Below are 16,770 nucleotides of genomic sequence, written 5' to 3' on the forward strand. Positions count from 1 at the left end.
GGCTTTCCTAGGGGGGCTGGTCATTATCGGTAGTCCAGTCGCGCTTCGGCCTCGGCCTGGCGCTTCAGCGCTGCTTGCCGGCGGTATTCGCGCCGGCGCTCGGTGCTCGAACCGATGCCCAGTGACTCCCGGTATTTGGCGACCGTGCGTCGAGCCACGCGCACGCCGGCCTCGCGCAACAGTACGGAAAGATCCTGATCGCTAAGCGGCCGGTCCTGCGGTTCGTGTTCGAGCAGCATCTGCAGCCTGGCCTTGACCGCGGTGGCGCTGATCGCGCCGCCATTCACGGTTTGAACGTGGCTGGAGAAAAAATACTTGAGTTCGTAAATCCCGCGTGGCGTAAGCATGTATTTGCGAGTCGTGGCCCGCGATACCGTGGATTCGTGAACGCCGACTTCCTCGGCGACTTCGCGCAACACCAGCGGGCGCATGGCGATCTCGCCGACGTCCAGAAAGTCCTGTTGCATTTCCACGATCGTCTGGGCGACGTTCATCAGGGTGCGATTACGCATTTCCAGGCTGGACATCAGCCAGCGGGCTTCCTGCAGCCGGCCCTTGAGGTAATCGGCATCCTTGCCGCCGGATTTACGCAACAGGTCGATGTAGTAACGGTTCAGCCGCAGACCGGGGTCGTTTTCCGGGTTCAGGGTCACACGCCATTCGTCGTCGACACGGGTGACGTAGACATCCGGCACCAGGTATTCGTCCTGGCGATTGTCGAACCGGGTGCCGGGCCGTGGGTCCAGCGACTGGATCAGCTGCAGTGCCTGCACCAGCCGTTCTTCGCTGGCACCGGTGGCTTTGCGCAGGCCATCCAGGTCGTGATCGGCCACCAGATCCAGGTAGTCCCGTGCGATGCGGGTGCCCAGTTCGCGGCCCGGCGTGTCGCCCGGCATGGCCGCCAGCTGCACCCGGATGCACTCGCCGGGTCCGCGGCTGGCGACGCCGACCGGTTCCATGCGCTGCACGCGATGCAGCACGGCCAGCACCTCGTCTTCCTCGGTCAGAATCTCGGGGGCCAGGCTGGACCGGATGTCCTCGATGCTGTCTTCGAGAAAGCCTTCTTCATCGAGACCGAACACGATGGCGGTGGCGATGGCCGCGTCTTTGTCACTGAAGTGGCTGAGATTGATCTGCCAGAGCAGGTGTTCCCTGAGGGATCCGGTGGTGTCGTCGGCGATCTGCGAGTCGCCCGAGAAGGCGTCGCCGCCACTGCTGCCGGTCATCCACGGCTCATCGATGGAAAAGCCGTCGTCCCATTCCTCCAGGCCCGGCTCTGCGGTTTCGCCGTAGTCTTCGCTCTCTGCGGCGCTTGCCTCGGATTCGGACTGGGCGCTGTCGCCGTCGCCTTCGCCTTCGCCGCGTTCGAGCAGCGGGTTGGACTCGATGGCCTCCTGGATGTACTCGCGCAGTTCGATCCGGTTCAACTGCAGCAGGCGAATGGCCTGTTGCAGTTGCGGCGCCAGCGCAAGCTTCTGGGTGAGCCTGAGTTGTAGGGATTGGTCTGCCATGACTCCGGGGCGGTGACGACCCTCATCCTTTCCACCGTAACTCCAGTGTACACCCTGTGGGGCGCCGCGCAGCGATCAGAGCGTAAATTCCTTGCCCAGATAGACATCGCGCACGCGATCGTTGGCCAGGATGTCCGTCGGTTCGCCGGACGCGAGTACATGTCCGTCCGCCAGAATGTAGGCGAAATCGCAGATGCCCAGGGTTTCGCGCACGTTGTGATCGGTGATCAGAACACCGATTCCCAGTTCCGTGAGGTGCTGCACGATACGCTGGATTTCGCCCACGGAAATCGGGTCGACGCCGGCGAACGGTTCGTCCAGCAGGATGAAACGCGGGCGCGCTGCGAGCGCGCGGGCAATTTCCACCCGGCGCCGCTCGCCGCCCGACAGACTGACGCCCATCTGGTCGGCCAGGTGAGAGATTCCCAGGTCTTCCATCAACAGGCCGAGGGTCTCCTCCCGCCCGTTCCGATCGAGGTCGCCACGAATTTCGAGGATGGCGCGAATGTTGTCCGCCACCGTGAGTTTGCGGAATATCGACGCATCCTGGGGCAGGTAACCAACGCCCAGGCCGGCCCGGACGTTGACGGGTTCATGGGTGATGTCCACGTCATCGACGAAGATCGAGCCGCCATCGGCCGGTATCAGGCCGACGATCATGTAGAAGCAGGTGGTTTTACCGGCGCCGTTGGGTCCGAGCAGGCCAACGACACGGCCGGGTTTGACGCTCATCGAGACGTCGCGAACCACCTCGCGGTTGCCGTAGGTTTTGCGCAGGCGCTCAGTGCGAAGCACTATTCGCCCCCGTCGTTGCCGCGCTTCCGGATTTCGAATCGGTATCCGGCGCGGTTTCTCCTTCGGTTTCCCCTTCGGTTTCCGATCCGGCATCGCTTTCGGGGCCGGCTTCAACGGCCGGGGCGGAAGACGCATCCAGACCGTCCGGCACGAGCTCGGGCGCCAGTTCGATCCGAACTCTTCCGTTGCTCTCGTCGCCACTGCCGGAAAAGTGCTGTTGGTTCATGTCGTAGACCAGCTCTTCTCCGCTGACCTGGTATTGCGGGTGGTGAACATCGGCTGCGCCCGTCAGGGTGATGATGCCACTGGCCACCCGGTAGGAAATTTTCCGGGCCGTTGCCCGGACCAGTCCTTCGTTCTCGATTTCCTGCTGGAGCAGCACGGGTTCACCGGTCAGCAGCACCCGCCGCACCCGGCCATCGGCCTTCTCCACCTCGGCGACGTTGGCCCGCACCAGCAGGGTTCCCTGCCGGATTTCCACATTACCGCGCAGTATCGCGGTGCCGTCTCCGAGGGTTCCGTCGGTGGAGTCGGCGTCCACCAGCAGCGGTTGCTGGCGGTCGCTCTCGAGCGCAAAAAGCGTTCCGCTCAGACTGAGCAGGGCGATAAGCAGCAGGGCGGCACATCGCTGCCCGGCGCGCGCCGGCGCGGCACACGCGGACGCGCCTTGCGGAAATTCAGGGAGTCGCATAACGGGCGCGTACCTCGTTCAGAAGTTCGTAACTGTTTGTTTTCATGTCCAGTTTCATTCCGATGGCATCGACCCGATCGCCTTCCTGGATCAGGGTGACGGCGGATTCGGTGCTGGCCGTTCGCGGGTCGACGTTCAGGAGCACATCGCGCGTGCGGATTTCCAGGACTTCCCGGGTCCGCCGGTTCTCACGGCGCAGATCGACAGTGCCGACCAGCGAAACGTATTCGCGGTCGGCCGTCACCACGGCCGAGTCCGCGGTAATGTACCACTCATCCGCCTGCTGCTGAATTCGAATGCGCGGGTTCTCGATGGTTCCGACCTGGCTTCTGGCGTTGTTGCGCAGCATGGGCGCGTCGATCCGCAGATTCTGCTTACCCGTTCTGTCGAGCAGGGTCGCGCTGAAATCCCACAGTGCATAGTTGAGGCGGGGGTCGAGGTCTTCGATCGGCGCGCTTTCGGGCTGCGAGCGGTCCCGCGCCGCCAGCCAGGTCAGTGCAGCGAGGGCCGACAGGGCCAGGACGCCGCGCAGGGTGCTGCGCCGTATCACCGGTCCAGCAATTCCGACAGCAGGTTCTGGTCGTGTCCCTGTGCGTGCAGCAGCAGGTCACAGATTTCACGCACGGCGCCGTGGCCACCCTTGGCGCGGGTAACCCAGTGAACCCGGCGCCGGACCTCGGGATGCGCGTCGGCGGCGGTGACGGCGAGACCCACCCGGGCCAGCACCGGAAGGTCCGGCCAGTCATCGCCGGCATAGCACACCGATTCGGAATCCAGCCCGGTCTCGCCCAGCAGTCGATTCAGAACCTCGAGCTTGTCGTCGCTGCCCTGGAACACGCTTTCAATCGCCAGTTCGCGCGCCCGCCGTTCGACCATCGCCGAGGTCCGGCCGGTGATCAGGGCGAGTTCGATGCCGAACCGGCGGACCGCTTTGAGACCGAATCCGTCGCGGGTGGAGAATGCCTTGGATTCGCCGCCCGCAGCGTCGTAGTACAGGCGGCCATCGGTCAGAATGCCGTCGACGTCGAGCGCCAGCAGCCGGATGCGCCGGGCTTTCTGAAGGAGCAGTTCGTCGGGTTCGGATGGGCTCATGGTTGAGGATCAGACCACGCCGGCCGCCAGGAGATCCTGGAAATTCAGCGCTCCGACGAGGCGATCCTCGTCGTCGAGGACCAGCAAGGCCTGGATACGGTGCTCCTGCATCATCTGCACGGCCTCCGCGGCGAGTGCATCGGGCCGGATGGATTTGCCGCCGGACGTCATGACATCGGCGATGCGGGTGGCGTGAGGGTCTTCCGCCGATTCCAGGGTGCGGCGCAAATCGCCGTCCGTGAAGATGCCCAGCACGCCGCCATCCCCGTCGACGACGGCGGTCATGCCCAGACGCTTGCGGGTCATTTCCAGGATGGCCTGGCTCAGCGACGCGTCGGCGGGCACGCGGGGTATGTCGTCGTCCCGGTGCATGACGTCGCGGATGTGCAGCAGGAGCTTGCGGCCGAGTTGGCCCGCCGGGTGTGATCGCGCGAAATCCTCGCGCGTGAATCCCCGGGTCTCCAACAGGGATACCGCGAGTGCGTCCCCCATCACCAGAGCCGCGGTGGTGCTGGACGTCGGTGCGAGCCCCAGCGGGCAGGCCTCGCGCGGCACGCTGACGTCAATGTGCACGTCGGCGTGGCGGGCCAGGGTCGATTGAGGATTGCCGGTCATCGCCACGAGCGGGACCCCAAGACGCTTGAGTGGCGGCAGCATGATGTTGACTTCCGCAGTTTCGCCGGAGTGGGACAACAGCATGACCACGTCGTCGGCCTTGATCATGCCCATGTCGCCATGACCGGCCTCGGCCGGGTGCACGAAAAACGCCGGTGTGCCGGTGCTGGCCAGGGTCGCGGCGATTTTGCCACCGATATGCCCTGACTTGCCCATGCCGATCACCACCACGCGGCCGGTGCAGTCCAGCATGTGCCGGCACGCTGTGAAGAATGCGGCATCGATACGGGGCAGCAGAGACCGGATGGCCTCGGTCTCGGTCTCGATCACCGCGCGGGCGAGTTTTGCGATGGCGCCTTCGTTCATGCCGGCATTCTACCTGCCGGGCGGTGCGGATTCATGGCAGGGGCGGCGCGCCGCCGGTTTCGACGGTCGTCCAGACCAGCACGTAGTACCCGATGAACAACAACAGCAACAGCGCGCCGGAGCCGCGGCTGATGCGTCCGGGTCCGCGCATGCCGTATGCCATGAAGAACAGCAACACCGTGAACAGGAACATCACGGGCATGTCCTGCACCAGTATGGAGCGCTCGAATGTGACGGGTTCGATGCTGGCGGCAATACCCAGAACGCCCAGGATGTTGAACATGTTGGAGCCGATGACATTGCCGATGGCCAGATCGTCCTCGCGCCGCAGGGCGGAGGTCAGGGAAGCGGCGAGTTCCGGCAGGCTGGTGCCCAGTGCCACGATGGTCAGACCGATGACCGTTTCCGATACGTGCAGCATCTCGGCGATGCCGATTGCACCTTCCACCAGAAAGCGGGAACTCAAGGGCAGCACGATGAGTCCGACAAGGGTCCAGGCGATCGCGACACGAGTGGGCATGTCGGTGGGAATCTCGGCTTCGAATTCCTGGGCCAGCGGGTCTTCGGGTTCACGCCGCATTCCCAGCCAGACCATCCACAACACGATCAGGCCCAGGCCGCCCAGCAGGATGAAGCCTTCCAGGCGGGAAAAGTGCAGATCGATGGCCATGACGAAACTGACGATCATGATCAACAGCAGTTGCGGGTACTCGCGTTTGAGTGTCTGCGATTCGACACGCAGGGGGTAGGCGAGCGCCGTCACGCCCAGAATCAGCCCGATATTGGCGATGTTGCTGCCGACGGCATTGCCCACCGCGAGCCCGGGTTTGCCTTCGAGCGCCGCCACACCCGACACGATCAACTCCGGCGCGGAGGTGCCGAAAGCGACAATGGTCAAGCCGATGATGAGCGGCGACACACCCAGGTTGCGCGCAGTCGCCGAGGCACCCGCGACGAGACGATCCGCGCCCCATACCAGAAGGATGAAGCCGCCCAGTAATTGAACCAGATGAATCAGCATTTCGTGATTGTTCCCTGATTCCCGAGTTTGCTTAAGCCCGGCGCCGAACATCCGGTATGATCACGGGCGCGAGCGGCCGGGGGGCGCTAAGGAAGTATTCAAGCTGACCGGCGTCCCTTGGGAGCGCTTGCAGGCTCAGAGCAAAGAGGCCAATAGTCTATGGATAGCAAAACGATAGAGCAAATGATTCGCGCCGGAATGACCGGCGCCGACGTTCAGGTGACGGGGGCGGACGGTGTGCACTTCGAAGCTCAGGTGGTCAGCCCGGAATTCGCCGGCAAGTCGACGCTGCAGCGCCACCGTATGGTCTACGAGACACTCGGGGAACTGATGGGCCGGGAAATCCATGCCCTGGCACTGCAGACGCAAACACCGGAGGAACGGGGCTGACATGGCCCGTATCTGCATCGAGGGCGGTGTTCCGCTCGATGGCCAGGTCTGGATATCCGGCGCGAAGAATGCCGTATTGCCGATCCTGGTCGCCAGCATACTGGGCGACGACACTTCGCGAATCAGCAATGTGCCACACCTCCAGGATGTCACGACAACGATGGAGTTGCTGGGGCGGATGGGGGCGGCACTGGGCATGGATGAGCGTATGCAGGTCGAGATCGACCCGTCCGGCATGTGCAACTTCGAGGCTCCGTACGACCTGGTCAAGACCATGCGCGCCTCGATCCTGGTGCTGGGACCGCTGGTGGCCCGTTACGGGCAGGCCCGGGTATCGCTCCCGGGGGGTTGTGCCATCGGCTCGCGACCCGTGGATCTGCATCTGAGGGGCCTCGAACAACTGGGCGCCCGGGTGACGGTGCGCAACGGTAACATCGAGGCCACCGCGGACCGATTGCGCGGGGCCCGAATTCTGCTCGATACGGTTACCGTGACGGGCACCGAGAACCTGTTGATGGCCGCGACCCTGGCCCGGGGCACCACGGTGATCGAAAATGCCGCGCAGGAGCCCGAAGTCGTCGATCTGGCCGACTTTCTGATCGCGATGGGTGCCCAGATCGAAGGTGCCGGCACCAACACCATTACCGTGCAGGGTGTGGAGCGCCTCGCCGGCGCCGAATATGCGGTATTGCCGGATCGGATCGAAACCGGCACTTACCTGGTCGCCGCCGCCATGACCGGCGGACGGGTGCGATGTACCCGGGCGGAACCGCGCCATCTGGACGCGGTGCTGGACCGTCTGGCTGAAGCCGGCGGCAACCTGAGTAGCGGTCCCGACTGGATCGAACTCGATATGCGTGGTGAGCGTCCGCGCTCGGTCAATCTGACCACCGCGCCGTACCCCGCTTTTCCGACCGACATGCAGGCGCAGTTCACCGCCCTGAATACGGTTGCCGAGGGAACGGCGACCATCACGGAAACGGTTTTCGAGAACCGATTCATGCACGTTCAGGAGCTTCGCCGTCTGGGCGCCGACATCCAGCTCAAAGGCAATACAGCCATCATCCGGGGCGTGCCGCGACTGACCGGGGCGCCCATCATGGCCACCGATTTACGGGCCTCGGCGAGTCTGGTTCTTGCCGGGCTGGTCGCGGAAGGGCGCACCCTGGTGGATCGGGTTTACCACATCGACCGGGGCTACGAGATCATCGAGGAGAAGCTGGGGCAGCTCGGTGCGCGGATTCGCCGGGTAGGCTCCGGAGTCCAGCCCGGGTAAAAAGCGGCCGGCCGTGTAGGGGTGTATTGCCCGAAACGGGTGGAACCGGACTAGTCCGCGAGTTGCGCCTGGGTCACCTGCAGCCGGATGCGCTGGCCGGCACTTGCCGGATCGTCAAAACTCAAGCCCAGTTCGAAGCGCTGGCGGGCGCCGCCGGCCAGCGGGCCGGGGAAGGTGCGGGAGTCGCGCCGGGTTCGGCCGGCGTCATCCAGCCAGGTGTAGTCGATCCGGATGTCGGTCAGGGGGACGCCGGTCCGGTTACCCAGTTCCACCCAGGCCTGACCGCGCGAATCGAACAGGGCCTGGGCACTGACCGCGCCCGAAGGATCCTGTTCGAGCTGCAGCCGCGCCAGTTCCCGCTGTGCTTTTTTGCCCGCATCCGAGTTCGATTGCGCAGCCGCGCGGTAGTGTTCCACCGCGGAGTCGGCGTCGCCGTCCTCCATGGCCAGACGGCCCAGCAGATAGTGGGCTTCGGCGGTAGGCAGCAGGTCGAGACTGGTACGCAGATTCGCATTTGCCTGATCGTGTTGTCCGTTGCGGAACTCGATCTGGCCGGCGCGAAGGTAGCCGTAGAACAGGCCGGGATTGAGCTCGATGGTGCGCCGGTAGGCCGCAAGGGCTTCCTGGTCGCGATCCGCCAGCGCGTGCAAGTCACCGGCCAGCCCGTGAAACAGGGCTTCGCGCGGTTCGATGGCGAGGGCGCTCTCGAGCTTTTCCGCCGCTTCGGACAGTTGTTCGTCCGCCGCGAGTTTGCCGGCCTCGTCGTACGCATCGTAGGCCGGCTGAACGCGTCGGAGATAGGCGGTATTGCGGTGGAACCGTTCGCCGCCGCGTTCGCCGCCAGCGGGCAGTTCCGCCGCCGTTTCCCGGTTGTTTTCGAGCCGTTCGCGAGAGGGAGGGTGAGAGGCGAAAAGACCGGACAGCCAATCCTGCCGGCGATCACCGGCCAGTTCGAGGAACGTCTCCTGAAGTTCGACCGCACCCTGCGGGTCGTAGCCGGCTTCGGTCATGTAGCGCATGCCGTACTCGTCCGACTCCCGTTCGGCGTCGCGTCCGTTCTTCTGCATGATCAGCTGCAGACCCGTCACCGGGACCAGCATGGCCAGCTCGCGCGCGGACGGATTGTCCAGAGTTCCGCCCAGTACGATCATGCTGGCGACCGCGCCGATTTGCGCCAGCATGCCTTTGGATTGCTGACGGGCGCCGTGGGCCGCGTCGGCGTGCACGATTTCGTGCCCCAAGACGGCGGCCAGTTCGGCCTCGCTGTCGAGTTGGGTGAGTAGCCCGCGGTTGATGACGATCTTGCCGCCGGGAAGCGCCCAGGCATTGGGTACCGAGCTGTTCAGGACGCTGAATTCGAAATCCAGTTCATCCTTCCGCCGGGCCTGGCGGGCGAGCCGTTGTCCCACTTCACTCACGTAGTCGGACAGGGATGGGTCGAGAATGAACTCGCCGCCCTGTGACTGCTTGAGCGGTTGGAACATCGTGGCACCGACTTCGGTTTCCCAGTCGCTGCCATAGACTTGAAAATGACGCTCTCCGGTGACCGGGTTCACCTGGCAGGCCGCCACGGCCAGTACCAGTGCGAGCCCGGCAATCAGCCGTCTCATGGCGCCCCCTGGTAAGCTGTGCAACCGGCCTGCGGTGCGACCGGCTCGCCGTCCAGAACCAATTCCGTGATCCGCATCTCCATGTGGTTTCCGCCGGTTTTGCCGTGCTCCATCCGCACCGTGACGTACTCCAGATTGGGCGCGTGCCAGGCTCGAGTGTAGCGCTTGCTGCCGGTTCGCACCCGTTCGACCGGAATAGTGTCCAGGCAGCCCAGGCTGGTTTCCAGCCGCTCGCGTTCCCGCATCCGGTAGGTCTGCTCCTTGATTTCGTCGTCGTCAACCAGGCGAAAAACCAGGTTTTCGTTGAATCCTGAGCCCGTACCGTTGCGCAGTCTCTGCTGCAATTCGAGTTTCAGTGACAAACCATCCAGCGGATGCTCGCCGAGATCGAGTTCGCGCCTTTCCTTGCCTTCGGCGATGAATACACGCCCGGACTGCCAGTCGAAGTCGGCGGTCCACCGGTCGTCGATTCCCGCGATGGTCGTATGGTGGGTGAACTGCTCGGGCCAGAAGCGACCGTCGCGAATTCGGCCAATCGTATGTTCCACGTCGCGGGCGCGCAGCAGCCGGGCCATGCCGTGCGTGCCGGAGGCTTCGCTGCGGATGGTCCACTCGCCGGCCTCTCCGGTCGGCTCGACCGTGAACTCGGCCTTGCCCGCCAGTTTGCCGTTGCGGTAAACGGCGTATCGTGCCTCGTAGGCCAGCCAACCCTCGGCTCGCGCGGGATGCGGGAGGAGCGACAGGAGCACCAGCAGTGCCGGCAGGGCCGACAGCAGCCGGGGTTGACGGGATCCCGCCCTCTCAGACCGGCAGGCGTGCATCGGCCTGAAGCTCCAGAGGGCGCGCCAGCGGTTTGTCGTCGATCGTAATGCTGCCATGGCAGCATTGGACCGGATGGCGGGTGAACAATTCAACCGTGGCGACCAGCAGGTCGTGCTCCCGGGGAGCCAGTCGGGCTTCCAGGCGTTCAGGCGTGTCACCGGTTTCGACGGGAATCCGGACCTGTGAAATCACCGGGCCGCCGTCCAGTTCCGCGGTGACGAAATGCACGCTGGCGCCGTGTTCCCGGTCACCGGCTTCGAGTGCGCGACGGTAGGTGTCGGTGCCGCGGTACAGCGGCAGCAGCGACGGGTGCAGGTTGATCATGCGGTTTTCGAAACGCTGCAACATGGCGGGACCGAGTATGCGCATGAAACCGGCCAGCACGACCAGGTCGGGAGCTCCTTGCGCCACGGTATTGGCCAGTTCCCGGTCGAATGCTTCGCGATCCGCGAATTCGGTGTGGTCGACCACTGTTACGGGGATTCCGGCCTGCTGCGCACGCCGCAGGCCCGGCGCCTCGGGGCGGTTGCTGACTACCTGCACGAATTCCAGGTCCAGTCGCCGCGCCTGCCGGGCGTCGATCAGGGCCTGCAGATTGGTGCCGGTCCCGGAAATCAGCACGGTGACGGTGCGGGTGCTCACGGTGCCGGCTGGTAGGCGACACGTGGCCCCGAAGCATGGGTCGTGATCTGGCCGATATCGAAGCAGGTTTCGCCCAGGGCCTCGGCGGACTCGGCGACTTCCCGGGCACGGTCCGCGGGGACGATCACGGCCATGCCGATGCCACAGTTGAAGGTGCGCAGCATCTCAGCTTCCTCGACCGCGCCCCGGCTCTGCAGCCAGGCGAAAACGGCCGGCCGTTCCCAGGCCTGGGGATCGAGGCTCAGACCCAGGCCGTCGGGCAGTATGCGCACGATATTCTCGGTCAGTCCCCCGCCGGTGATGTGGGCGAGTCCGTGCACGCCTCCCCGGCGGATCAGTTCGAGGACCGTTTTGACGTATATGCGGGTGGGTGCGAGCAAGGCGCTTCCGAGATCGATGGCGCCGCCTTTTGCCCCGGGTAACGAATCCGCGGGATTCTCGCCGCTGTGTTCGAGCACACGGCGAATCAGCGAGTAGCCGTTGGAATGAGGTCCGCTCGAAGCCAGGCCCAGCACACGGTGGCCGGGCTGGATGGCGGAGCCGTCGATGACCTCCTGCTTTTCGACAATGCCAACCGCGAAGCCGGCGAGGTCGTAATCGCCATGCGGATACATGCCCGGCATTTCGGCTGTTTCGCCCCCGATCAGGGCGCAACCGGCCTGGGCGCAACCATCGGCGATGCCGTTGACAACGGCTTCGGCCACGTCGATATCCAGTTTGCCGGTGGCGTAGTAATCGAGAAAAAACTGGGGTTCGGCACCGCTGGTCAGAATGTCGTTGACGCACATGGCGACCAGGTCGATGCCGATGGTGTCGTGACGGCCGAGTTGCCGGGCCAGCAACAGCTTCGTGCCGACGCCGTCGGTACCGGACACGAGCAGGGGTTCGCGCCAGCGGGCCAGGTCGATCTGGAACAGTGCGCCAAAGCCGCCCAGGCCGCTCAGGACTTCGGGGCGCCGGGTGCGTTTGACCGCGGGCTTGATCCGTTCGACCAGGGCATTGCCGGCGTCGATGTCGACGCCGGCGTCGCGATAGGACATGCCTTCTGGCATTTCGGGGGATTGCGTGCTCAAGGATGGATTCCAGGGTAAAACGGCCCTCTATGGTATCGTATCCGGCCCGTGGATTGCGCCGCCGGCGTTCACGGTTCGACCGACTGCGGGATGGTACGGCAGTCAAAGCGTGAGGAAGTGGGCGGTTCGTCCCCGCCGGGCGGTATCCGGTACGGGAAGCTCGCGTTATCATGGAGCCGGCGCTTGCCGTTGCGCCGCAGGCGATCTGGCATCATGAAATCATTTATCGTTTTCGCACTTGCCCTGCTGCTTCCGGTTGTGCCGGCGCACGCCGCTGTGGATCCCTATGCCGGAGCCGCGGCGGTGCCGGACCAGTCGGATTCCACCCGCCAAGAGGCGATGCCACTCGCACTGGCCCAGGTGCTGCAGAAACTCAGCGGGCTGGGTACTTTCGACGATCGTCCGGAGGTGGCTCTGGCGCTGGATCAGGCGTCGGCCATGGCGGTCTCGTTCTATTACCGCAACCAGCCTGAACTGTTACCGGACGGATCTGACAGAGAGGCATTGGAACTGGTCGTCCATTTCGCGCCCAATGCCGTCGACAACCTGGTTCGCTCGCTGCATCTGCCGCTTTGGAATCCCAAACGGTCCACCCTGACCATCTGGCTGCTGGTCGATGATTCGCAGGGGCGGCGCATCATGCCCATCGAGCTCGAGTACGCCTGGCAGCGGATGCAACGGGTCGCCGCCGCACGCGGACTCCCGGTGGAGCGGCCGCTGCCCGGACCGGATGGGCAGTATCCGGTGGATCTCCAGTTGTTATGGGGAGGGTTCACCGAGGAACTGGCAGTCGAAGGTCCGGTCGACGCCCTGGTGATCGCCGCGTTGCGTGAGGGGCCCGAGTGGAATCTGCGCCTGAACCTCGATTACGGCGGTGAACGCTGGAGTTGGCGCGAGCAGGGCCTCGATCTGCTGCAATTGCTGACCGGTGTCATGCACCGGACGGTGGACGAAATCGCAGGGAGTTCGATGATCGCGGCAGCCGACCGGGGGCGCTGGCGGCAATCGATAACCATCCAGGGCATCACCGGCTCGAAGGATTACGTTCGGCTCCTCAGCCACCTGCAGGGCATCAGCCTGGTCGAGAACATCGAGGTCGTCGCCGCCGTTCCGGGCAGCCTGGAACTCGAGGTCGAACTCAATGCGCTGCCTGAATACTTCGTGCGTGCGTTGAAGCGGGATGAACTTCTGCAGCCGGGACTGAGCGACGGTGTCTACCGTCTGATCACCGATCCGCCGCCGGCCGACCCGTCACTGAGGGCCGGGGATGCGTCCGCCCCGGAGGAATCGGCGGACGGACCCGATCAGGTGGGTGGTGATCCATGAGTCTCCGCCTGCTGCCCAATGCGCTGACCCTGTTCCGGATGATCGCTGTCGGCCCTATCGTCTACTGGCTGCTGACCGAACGGTTCATCGCGGCGTTCGTACTGGCCATGCTGGCGGGGGTGAGTGATCTTCTGGATGGATTTCTGGCGCGGCGATTCGGCTGGATGACGCATTTTGGCGGGGTGCTGGATCCACTGACCGACAAGTTGCTGCTGGTATCGACCACATTGACGCTGGCCTGGCTGGGACATCTGCCCTGGTGGCTGGTGGCTCTCGTCGTGGCGCGTGACGTGATCATTGTCAGCGGCGGACTGTACTACCACTGCCGTATCGCGCGCATCGTCACGGCGGAACCCACGACACTGAGCAAATGGAACACCTTTGCCCAGATCGTGCTGGTGGTGAGCATCATGCTGGCACTGGCGTTTCCGGCCTGGCAGGGACCGTGGACCGATTGGCTGGTCATGGTCGTCAGCCTGACCACCGTCGCTTCCGGGGTCCAGTACGTCGTGGTCTGGTCGCAACGTGCCAGGAGGGAGCACATCAATGCCTGAGTTTCGTTATCTGGCCGCGTTGCTGGGCGCGGCGGCCGCTTTTTGGCTGCTCTACCAACTGGCGCCGGTGATTACACCGTTCGCCATGGCCGGCGCACTGGCCTATCTCGGTGACCCGCTCGTCGATCGTCTCGAACGGGTGCAGGTGCTTCGCTGGCAAATGGGCCGGGGCCTGGCGGTCACCCTGGTGTTTCTGCTGATGTTCGGCGTGCTTGCGGCGTTGTTGCTGATCATCATTCCCCTGTTGATTGACCAGCTTCGCAATCTGTTCGAAAAGGCGCCCTCCGGCCTGGCGTGGCTGGCTGACACGGCGGTGCCGTGGATTCGGGACCGGTTCGGGCTGGAAGCGGCGATACCGGACGCGGAGACCCTCAAGCAAGCGGCCGGAGCCTACTGGAAAGAGGCGGGGCAGGCGCTGCTGGGCGTGCTTGGAACCGTGTCGGCCGGCGGCCAGGCGGTCATGAATGTCGTGATGAATCTGGTACTGGTTCCCGTGGTCACGTTTTACCTGCTGCGCGATTGGGACGCGCTGGTCGAGGGGGTGCGCACGTTGTTGCCGCGTCGGGCCGAGCCTACTGTCAGCCGGCTCACGCGGGAGATCGACGAAGTGCTGGGGGCGTTCCTGCGTGGACAGCTGATGGTGATGCTGGCCCTGGGTGGCGTTTATGCCACGGGCCTGTGGCTGATCGGTCTGGATCTGGCGATCATCATCGGCATGGGGGCCGGCCTGTTGAGTATCGTGCCCTACCTCGGGACCCTGGTCGGTGTGGTGGCGGCGGTGGCCGCGGCGATTTTCCAGTTCCAGGATGTCCTGCATCCGGTGCTCGCGCTGGGCGTATTTGCCGTGGGGCAATCCCTGGAAGGAATGGTTCTCACCCCAAAGCTGGTGGGAGACAAGGTCGGGCTGCATCCCGTGGCGGTGATTTTCGCGGTACTGGCCGGCGGACAGTTGTTCGGGTTTCTCGGAATTCTGCTGGCCTTGCCGGTCGCGTCGGCACTGAACGTACTGGTTCGGTATGCGCATCACCGTTATCGCGGCAGCAACCTGTTCAACGATGCTGACGCCGGCACGGACGCGGATGACGCTGAAGCCGTCATCGTGCGGCCAGGTTCCGTTGCGGACTGAATGGCCACCTCGCCGCAGATCCTGCTGCCGCTCGAAGGTCGTCGGGCCGATACCTTCGCGGAATTCGTTCCCGGGCCAAACGGGCCGCTGATCGCCGCGCTCACCGACGCCGGCGAACCCGCGGGCTGCATCCTGATCCGGGGTTCCGAGGGCAGCGGCAAGTCCCACTTATTGAACGCCTTGTGCAACCGGGTCCAGGATGAAGGACGGGCCGCGTTCTACATGGCATTGGCGCGGCTGCCGGAAAGCGCCGCCGAGGGTCTTGCCGGACTGGAGGGGTTCGATCTGGTGTGTGTTGACGATATCGATTCCATTGCCGGATCCGCCCGCTGGGAAGAAGCGCTGTTCCATTGTTTCAATCGTTTGCGCGAGCATGGCTGCCGCCTGGTTCTGAGCACGACCCTGCCGTTGGCCTCGATTCCCTTCGGCCTGCCGGACCTGCGCTCGCGGGTAGCGTGGGGGCTTCGCCTGCGCCTGCAACCCCTGGATGACGATGACAAGTCGGAAGTGTTGCGCCGCCGCGCCGCGTCGTTGGGCATCGCATTGCCCGACGACGTGCGACGTTACCTGTTACGGCGAAGCTCGCGCAACGTGGCCGACCTGGTCGGCCGGCTGGAAGCCGTGCGCACCGCTGCGCTGGCCGGAAAACGGCGAATCACGGTACCCCTGGCCCGGCAGGTGCTGGACGCGGACGGTGTCTGAAGCGCCGGGTGCCGCGGCATGCCGTCCGTCGCTCGGGCACGGACGTCCGGGTTTATAATCACTGACCAGGCCCCAGGGCACGGGCCCGCAGCAACGAGGGACCCAACAAGAACACAAACCCCACCGGAGATTCGCATGCTCAGTAAACTCGACATCACCCGCAACTGGCTGCCCCGTTACACGGGGATGCCGCTGGAACGATTCGGCGACTACATCCTCCTGACCAATTTCAGCAACTACGTCCGCGAATTCGCCAACCAGTTCGATTGCGATGTTTACGGCGAGGATCGCGGGATGCAGGCGGCCACCAATTCGTCCGGGCTGACCATCGTCAATTTCGGCATGGGCTCCAGCCAGGCGGCCACGATCATGGACCTGCTGACGGCAGTCGCGCCCAAGGGCGTTCTGTTCCTGGGCAAGTGCGGGGGCTTGAAGAAGTCGACCGAAATCGGCCACTTCATCCTGCCCATCGCGGCGATCCGGGGGGAGGGAACGAGCGACGACTACTTTGCGCACGAAGTGCCGGCGCTGCCTTCGTTCAAACTGCACAAGTTCGTTTCGAACAAGATCCTGGAGCACGGTGTGGATTACCGTACCGGCGTTGTCTACACCACCAACCGCCGGGTCTGGGAGCATGACGAGGCCTTTCACCAGAAACTGCACGACATGACCTGTATCGGCATCGACATGGAAACCGCGACCCTGTTCATCGTCGGCCACGCCAACGAGATTTCACGCGGTGCCCTGTTGCTGGTCTCGGACGTCCCGGTGACTCCCGACGGGGTTAAAACCGAGGAGTCGGACAAACGGGTCACGGCGGACTGGGTCAATCTGCATCTGAAAATCGGCATCGAGGCGATGACGGAGTTGGGGCAGAAGGGCGAAAAAATAAAGCACTTTAGGTATTGAAGAGGGGTTTGGGGGGGATGTCGCTATTTCGGCTTGCCTTCATACGGCTGGCGCCGTAAGTCGGCAAGTCGAAATTGCTCCTGTCCCAACGGCTTTACTGCTTCTGCACGGGCGCACTGTTGGGGCGTGGCAGTGAACCGCTTCAGACGGGCTGTTTTGGCCGAACGGCCGTGTCGGCTCGTCGAAATGGCTCCTGTCCCAACGGCTTTACTGCTTCTGCACGGGCGCACTGTTGGGGCGTGGCAGTGA

18 protein-coding genes are annotated in these 16,770 nt (G+C 64.3%); 7 read left to right on the forward strand and 11 right to left on the reverse strand.

Features of this window, described 5'->3' with window-relative positions; translation table 11 throughout:
- Nucleotides 1-23 precede the first annotated feature (23 nt).
- The 7 genes from V3330_RS18635 to V3330_RS18665 all read right to left on the reverse strand — a co-directional run bounded on the left by V3330_RS18635 (nt 24) and on the right by V3330_RS18665 (nt 6,091).
- Nucleotides 24-1,511, reverse strand: a complete 1,488-nt coding sequence (locus V3330_RS18635) for an RNA polymerase factor sigma-54 (RefSeq protein ID WP_354696968.1) — start codon at nt 1,509-1,511, stop codon at nt 24-26.
- A 75-nt stretch (nt 1,512-1,586) separates the two neighbouring features.
- Nucleotides 1,587-2,309, reverse strand: coding sequence for an LPS export ABC transporter ATP-binding protein (lptB, locus tag V3330_RS18640; protein ID WP_354696986.1), 723 nt, complete (start codon nt 2,307-2,309; stop codon nt 1,587-1,589).
- Nucleotides 2,293-2,997, reverse strand: coding sequence for a lipopolysaccharide transport periplasmic protein LptA (gene lptA / locus V3330_RS18645; protein WP_354696969.1), 705 nt, complete (start codon nt 2,995-2,997; stop codon nt 2,293-2,295). The genes lptB and lptA overlap by 17 nt, the downstream gene beginning before the upstream one ends.
- Nucleotides 2,984-3,547 carry an LPS export ABC transporter periplasmic protein LptC gene (gene lptC, locus V3330_RS18650; protein ID WP_354696970.1) on the reverse strand — a complete coding sequence of 188 codons (564 nt, stop codon included), beginning with the start codon at nt 3,545-3,547 and terminating at the stop codon, nt 2,984-2,986. The genes lptA and lptC overlap by 14 nt, the downstream gene beginning before the upstream one ends.
- Complete coding sequence (locus V3330_RS18655; protein WP_354696971.1) at nt 3,544-4,089, reverse strand: KdsC family phosphatase; 546 nt, start codon at nt 4,087-4,089, stop codon at nt 3,544-3,546. Before V3330_RS18655 ends, lptC begins: the two co-directional genes overlap by 4 nt.
- A gap of 9 nt (nt 4,090-4,098) precedes the next feature.
- Nucleotides 4,099-5,070 (reverse strand): KpsF/GutQ family sugar-phosphate isomerase, encoded by a 972-nt coding sequence (locus V3330_RS18660; protein ID WP_354696972.1) that lies wholly within the window; start codon nt 5,068-5,070, stop codon nt 4,099-4,101.
- A 31-nt stretch (nt 5,071-5,101) separates the two neighbouring features.
- Entirely contained in the window at nt 5,102-6,091 is a 990-nt protein-coding gene (locus tag V3330_RS18665; RefSeq protein WP_354696973.1) for a calcium/sodium antiporter, read from the reverse strand.
- A 183-nt stretch (nt 6,092-6,274) separates the two neighbouring features.
- Here V3330_RS18665 and V3330_RS18670 point away from each other — a divergent pair, with 183 nt between their 5' ends.
- Together V3330_RS18670 and murA are read left to right on the forward strand one after the other, a co-directional pair.
- Entirely contained in the window at nt 6,275-6,481 is a 207-nt protein-coding gene (locus V3330_RS18670) for a BolA family protein (protein ID WP_435791843.1), read from the forward strand.
- Between the two features lies 1 nt (nt 6,482).
- The gene (gene murA / locus V3330_RS18675) at nt 6,483-7,757 is read left to right on the forward strand and encodes a UDP-N-acetylglucosamine 1-carboxyvinyltransferase (protein ID WP_354696975.1); all 1,275 of its coding nucleotides are present in this window, start codon (nt 6,483-6,485) and stop codon (nt 7,755-7,757) included.
- Between the two features lie 50 nt (nt 7,758-7,807).
- On the opposite strand, the gene V3330_RS18680 is transcribed toward murA, so the two are convergent.
- From V3330_RS18680 to purM, 4 genes are read right to left on the reverse strand one after another with little or no spacing between them, the layout of a single operon-like run.
- Entirely contained in the window at nt 7,808-9,367 is a 1,560-nt protein-coding gene (locus V3330_RS18680; protein ID WP_354696976.1) for a M48 family metalloprotease, read from the reverse strand.
- Nucleotides 9,364-10,188 carry a DUF3108 domain-containing protein gene (locus tag V3330_RS18685; RefSeq protein WP_354696977.1) on the reverse strand — a complete coding sequence of 275 codons (825 nt, stop codon included), beginning with the start codon at nt 10,186-10,188 and terminating at the stop codon, nt 9,364-9,366. The genes V3330_RS18680 and V3330_RS18685 overlap by 4 nt, the downstream gene beginning before the upstream one ends.
- A complete protein-coding gene (purN, locus tag V3330_RS18690) occupies nt 10,169-10,831 on the reverse strand; it encodes a phosphoribosylglycinamide formyltransferase (RefSeq protein WP_354696978.1) in 663 nt (220 codons plus the stop codon). Before purN ends, V3330_RS18685 begins: the two co-directional genes overlap by 20 nt.
- A complete protein-coding gene (gene purM, locus V3330_RS18695; protein WP_354696987.1) occupies nt 10,828-11,883 on the reverse strand; it encodes a phosphoribosylformylglycinamidine cyclo-ligase in 1,056 nt (351 codons plus the stop codon). Before purM ends, purN begins: the two co-directional genes overlap by 4 nt.
- A 234-nt stretch (nt 11,884-12,117) precedes the next feature.
- Between purM and V3330_RS18700 the strand changes: the two genes are divergently transcribed.
- The 5 genes from V3330_RS18700 (at nt 12,118) to V3330_RS18720 (ending at nt 16,521) form a co-directional block, all read left to right on the forward strand.
- Nucleotides 12,118-13,230, forward strand: a complete 1,113-nt coding sequence (locus V3330_RS18700; protein WP_354696979.1) for a DUF8605 domain-containing protein — start codon at nt 12,118-12,120, stop codon at nt 13,228-13,230.
- A complete protein-coding gene (locus V3330_RS18705) occupies nt 13,227-13,784 on the forward strand; it encodes a CDP-alcohol phosphatidyltransferase family protein (RefSeq protein WP_354696980.1) in 558 nt (185 codons plus the stop codon). Before V3330_RS18700 ends, V3330_RS18705 begins: the two co-directional genes overlap by 4 nt.
- Nucleotides 13,777-14,910 carry an AI-2E family transporter gene (locus tag V3330_RS18710; RefSeq protein WP_354696981.1) on the forward strand — a complete coding sequence of 378 codons (1,134 nt, stop codon included), beginning with the start codon at nt 13,777-13,779 and terminating at the stop codon, nt 14,908-14,910. Before V3330_RS18705 ends, V3330_RS18710 begins: the two co-directional genes overlap by 8 nt.
- Nucleotides 14,911-15,612, forward strand: a complete 702-nt coding sequence (gene hda, locus V3330_RS18715; protein WP_354696982.1) for a DnaA regulatory inactivator Hda — start codon at nt 14,911-14,913, stop codon at nt 15,610-15,612.
- Between the two features lie 135 nt (nt 15,613-15,747).
- Nucleotides 15,748-16,521 (forward strand): AMP nucleosidase, encoded by a 774-nt coding sequence (locus tag V3330_RS18720; RefSeq protein WP_354696983.1) that lies wholly within the window; start codon nt 15,748-15,750, stop codon nt 16,519-16,521.
- The last annotated feature ends 249 nt before the right edge of the window (nt 16,522-16,770 follow it).

It is taken from the genome of Elongatibacter sediminis (assembly GCF_037892215.1).
Classification (GTDB): Bacteria; Pseudomonadota; Gammaproteobacteria; order Xanthomonadales; family SZUA-36; genus Elongatibacter; species Elongatibacter sediminis.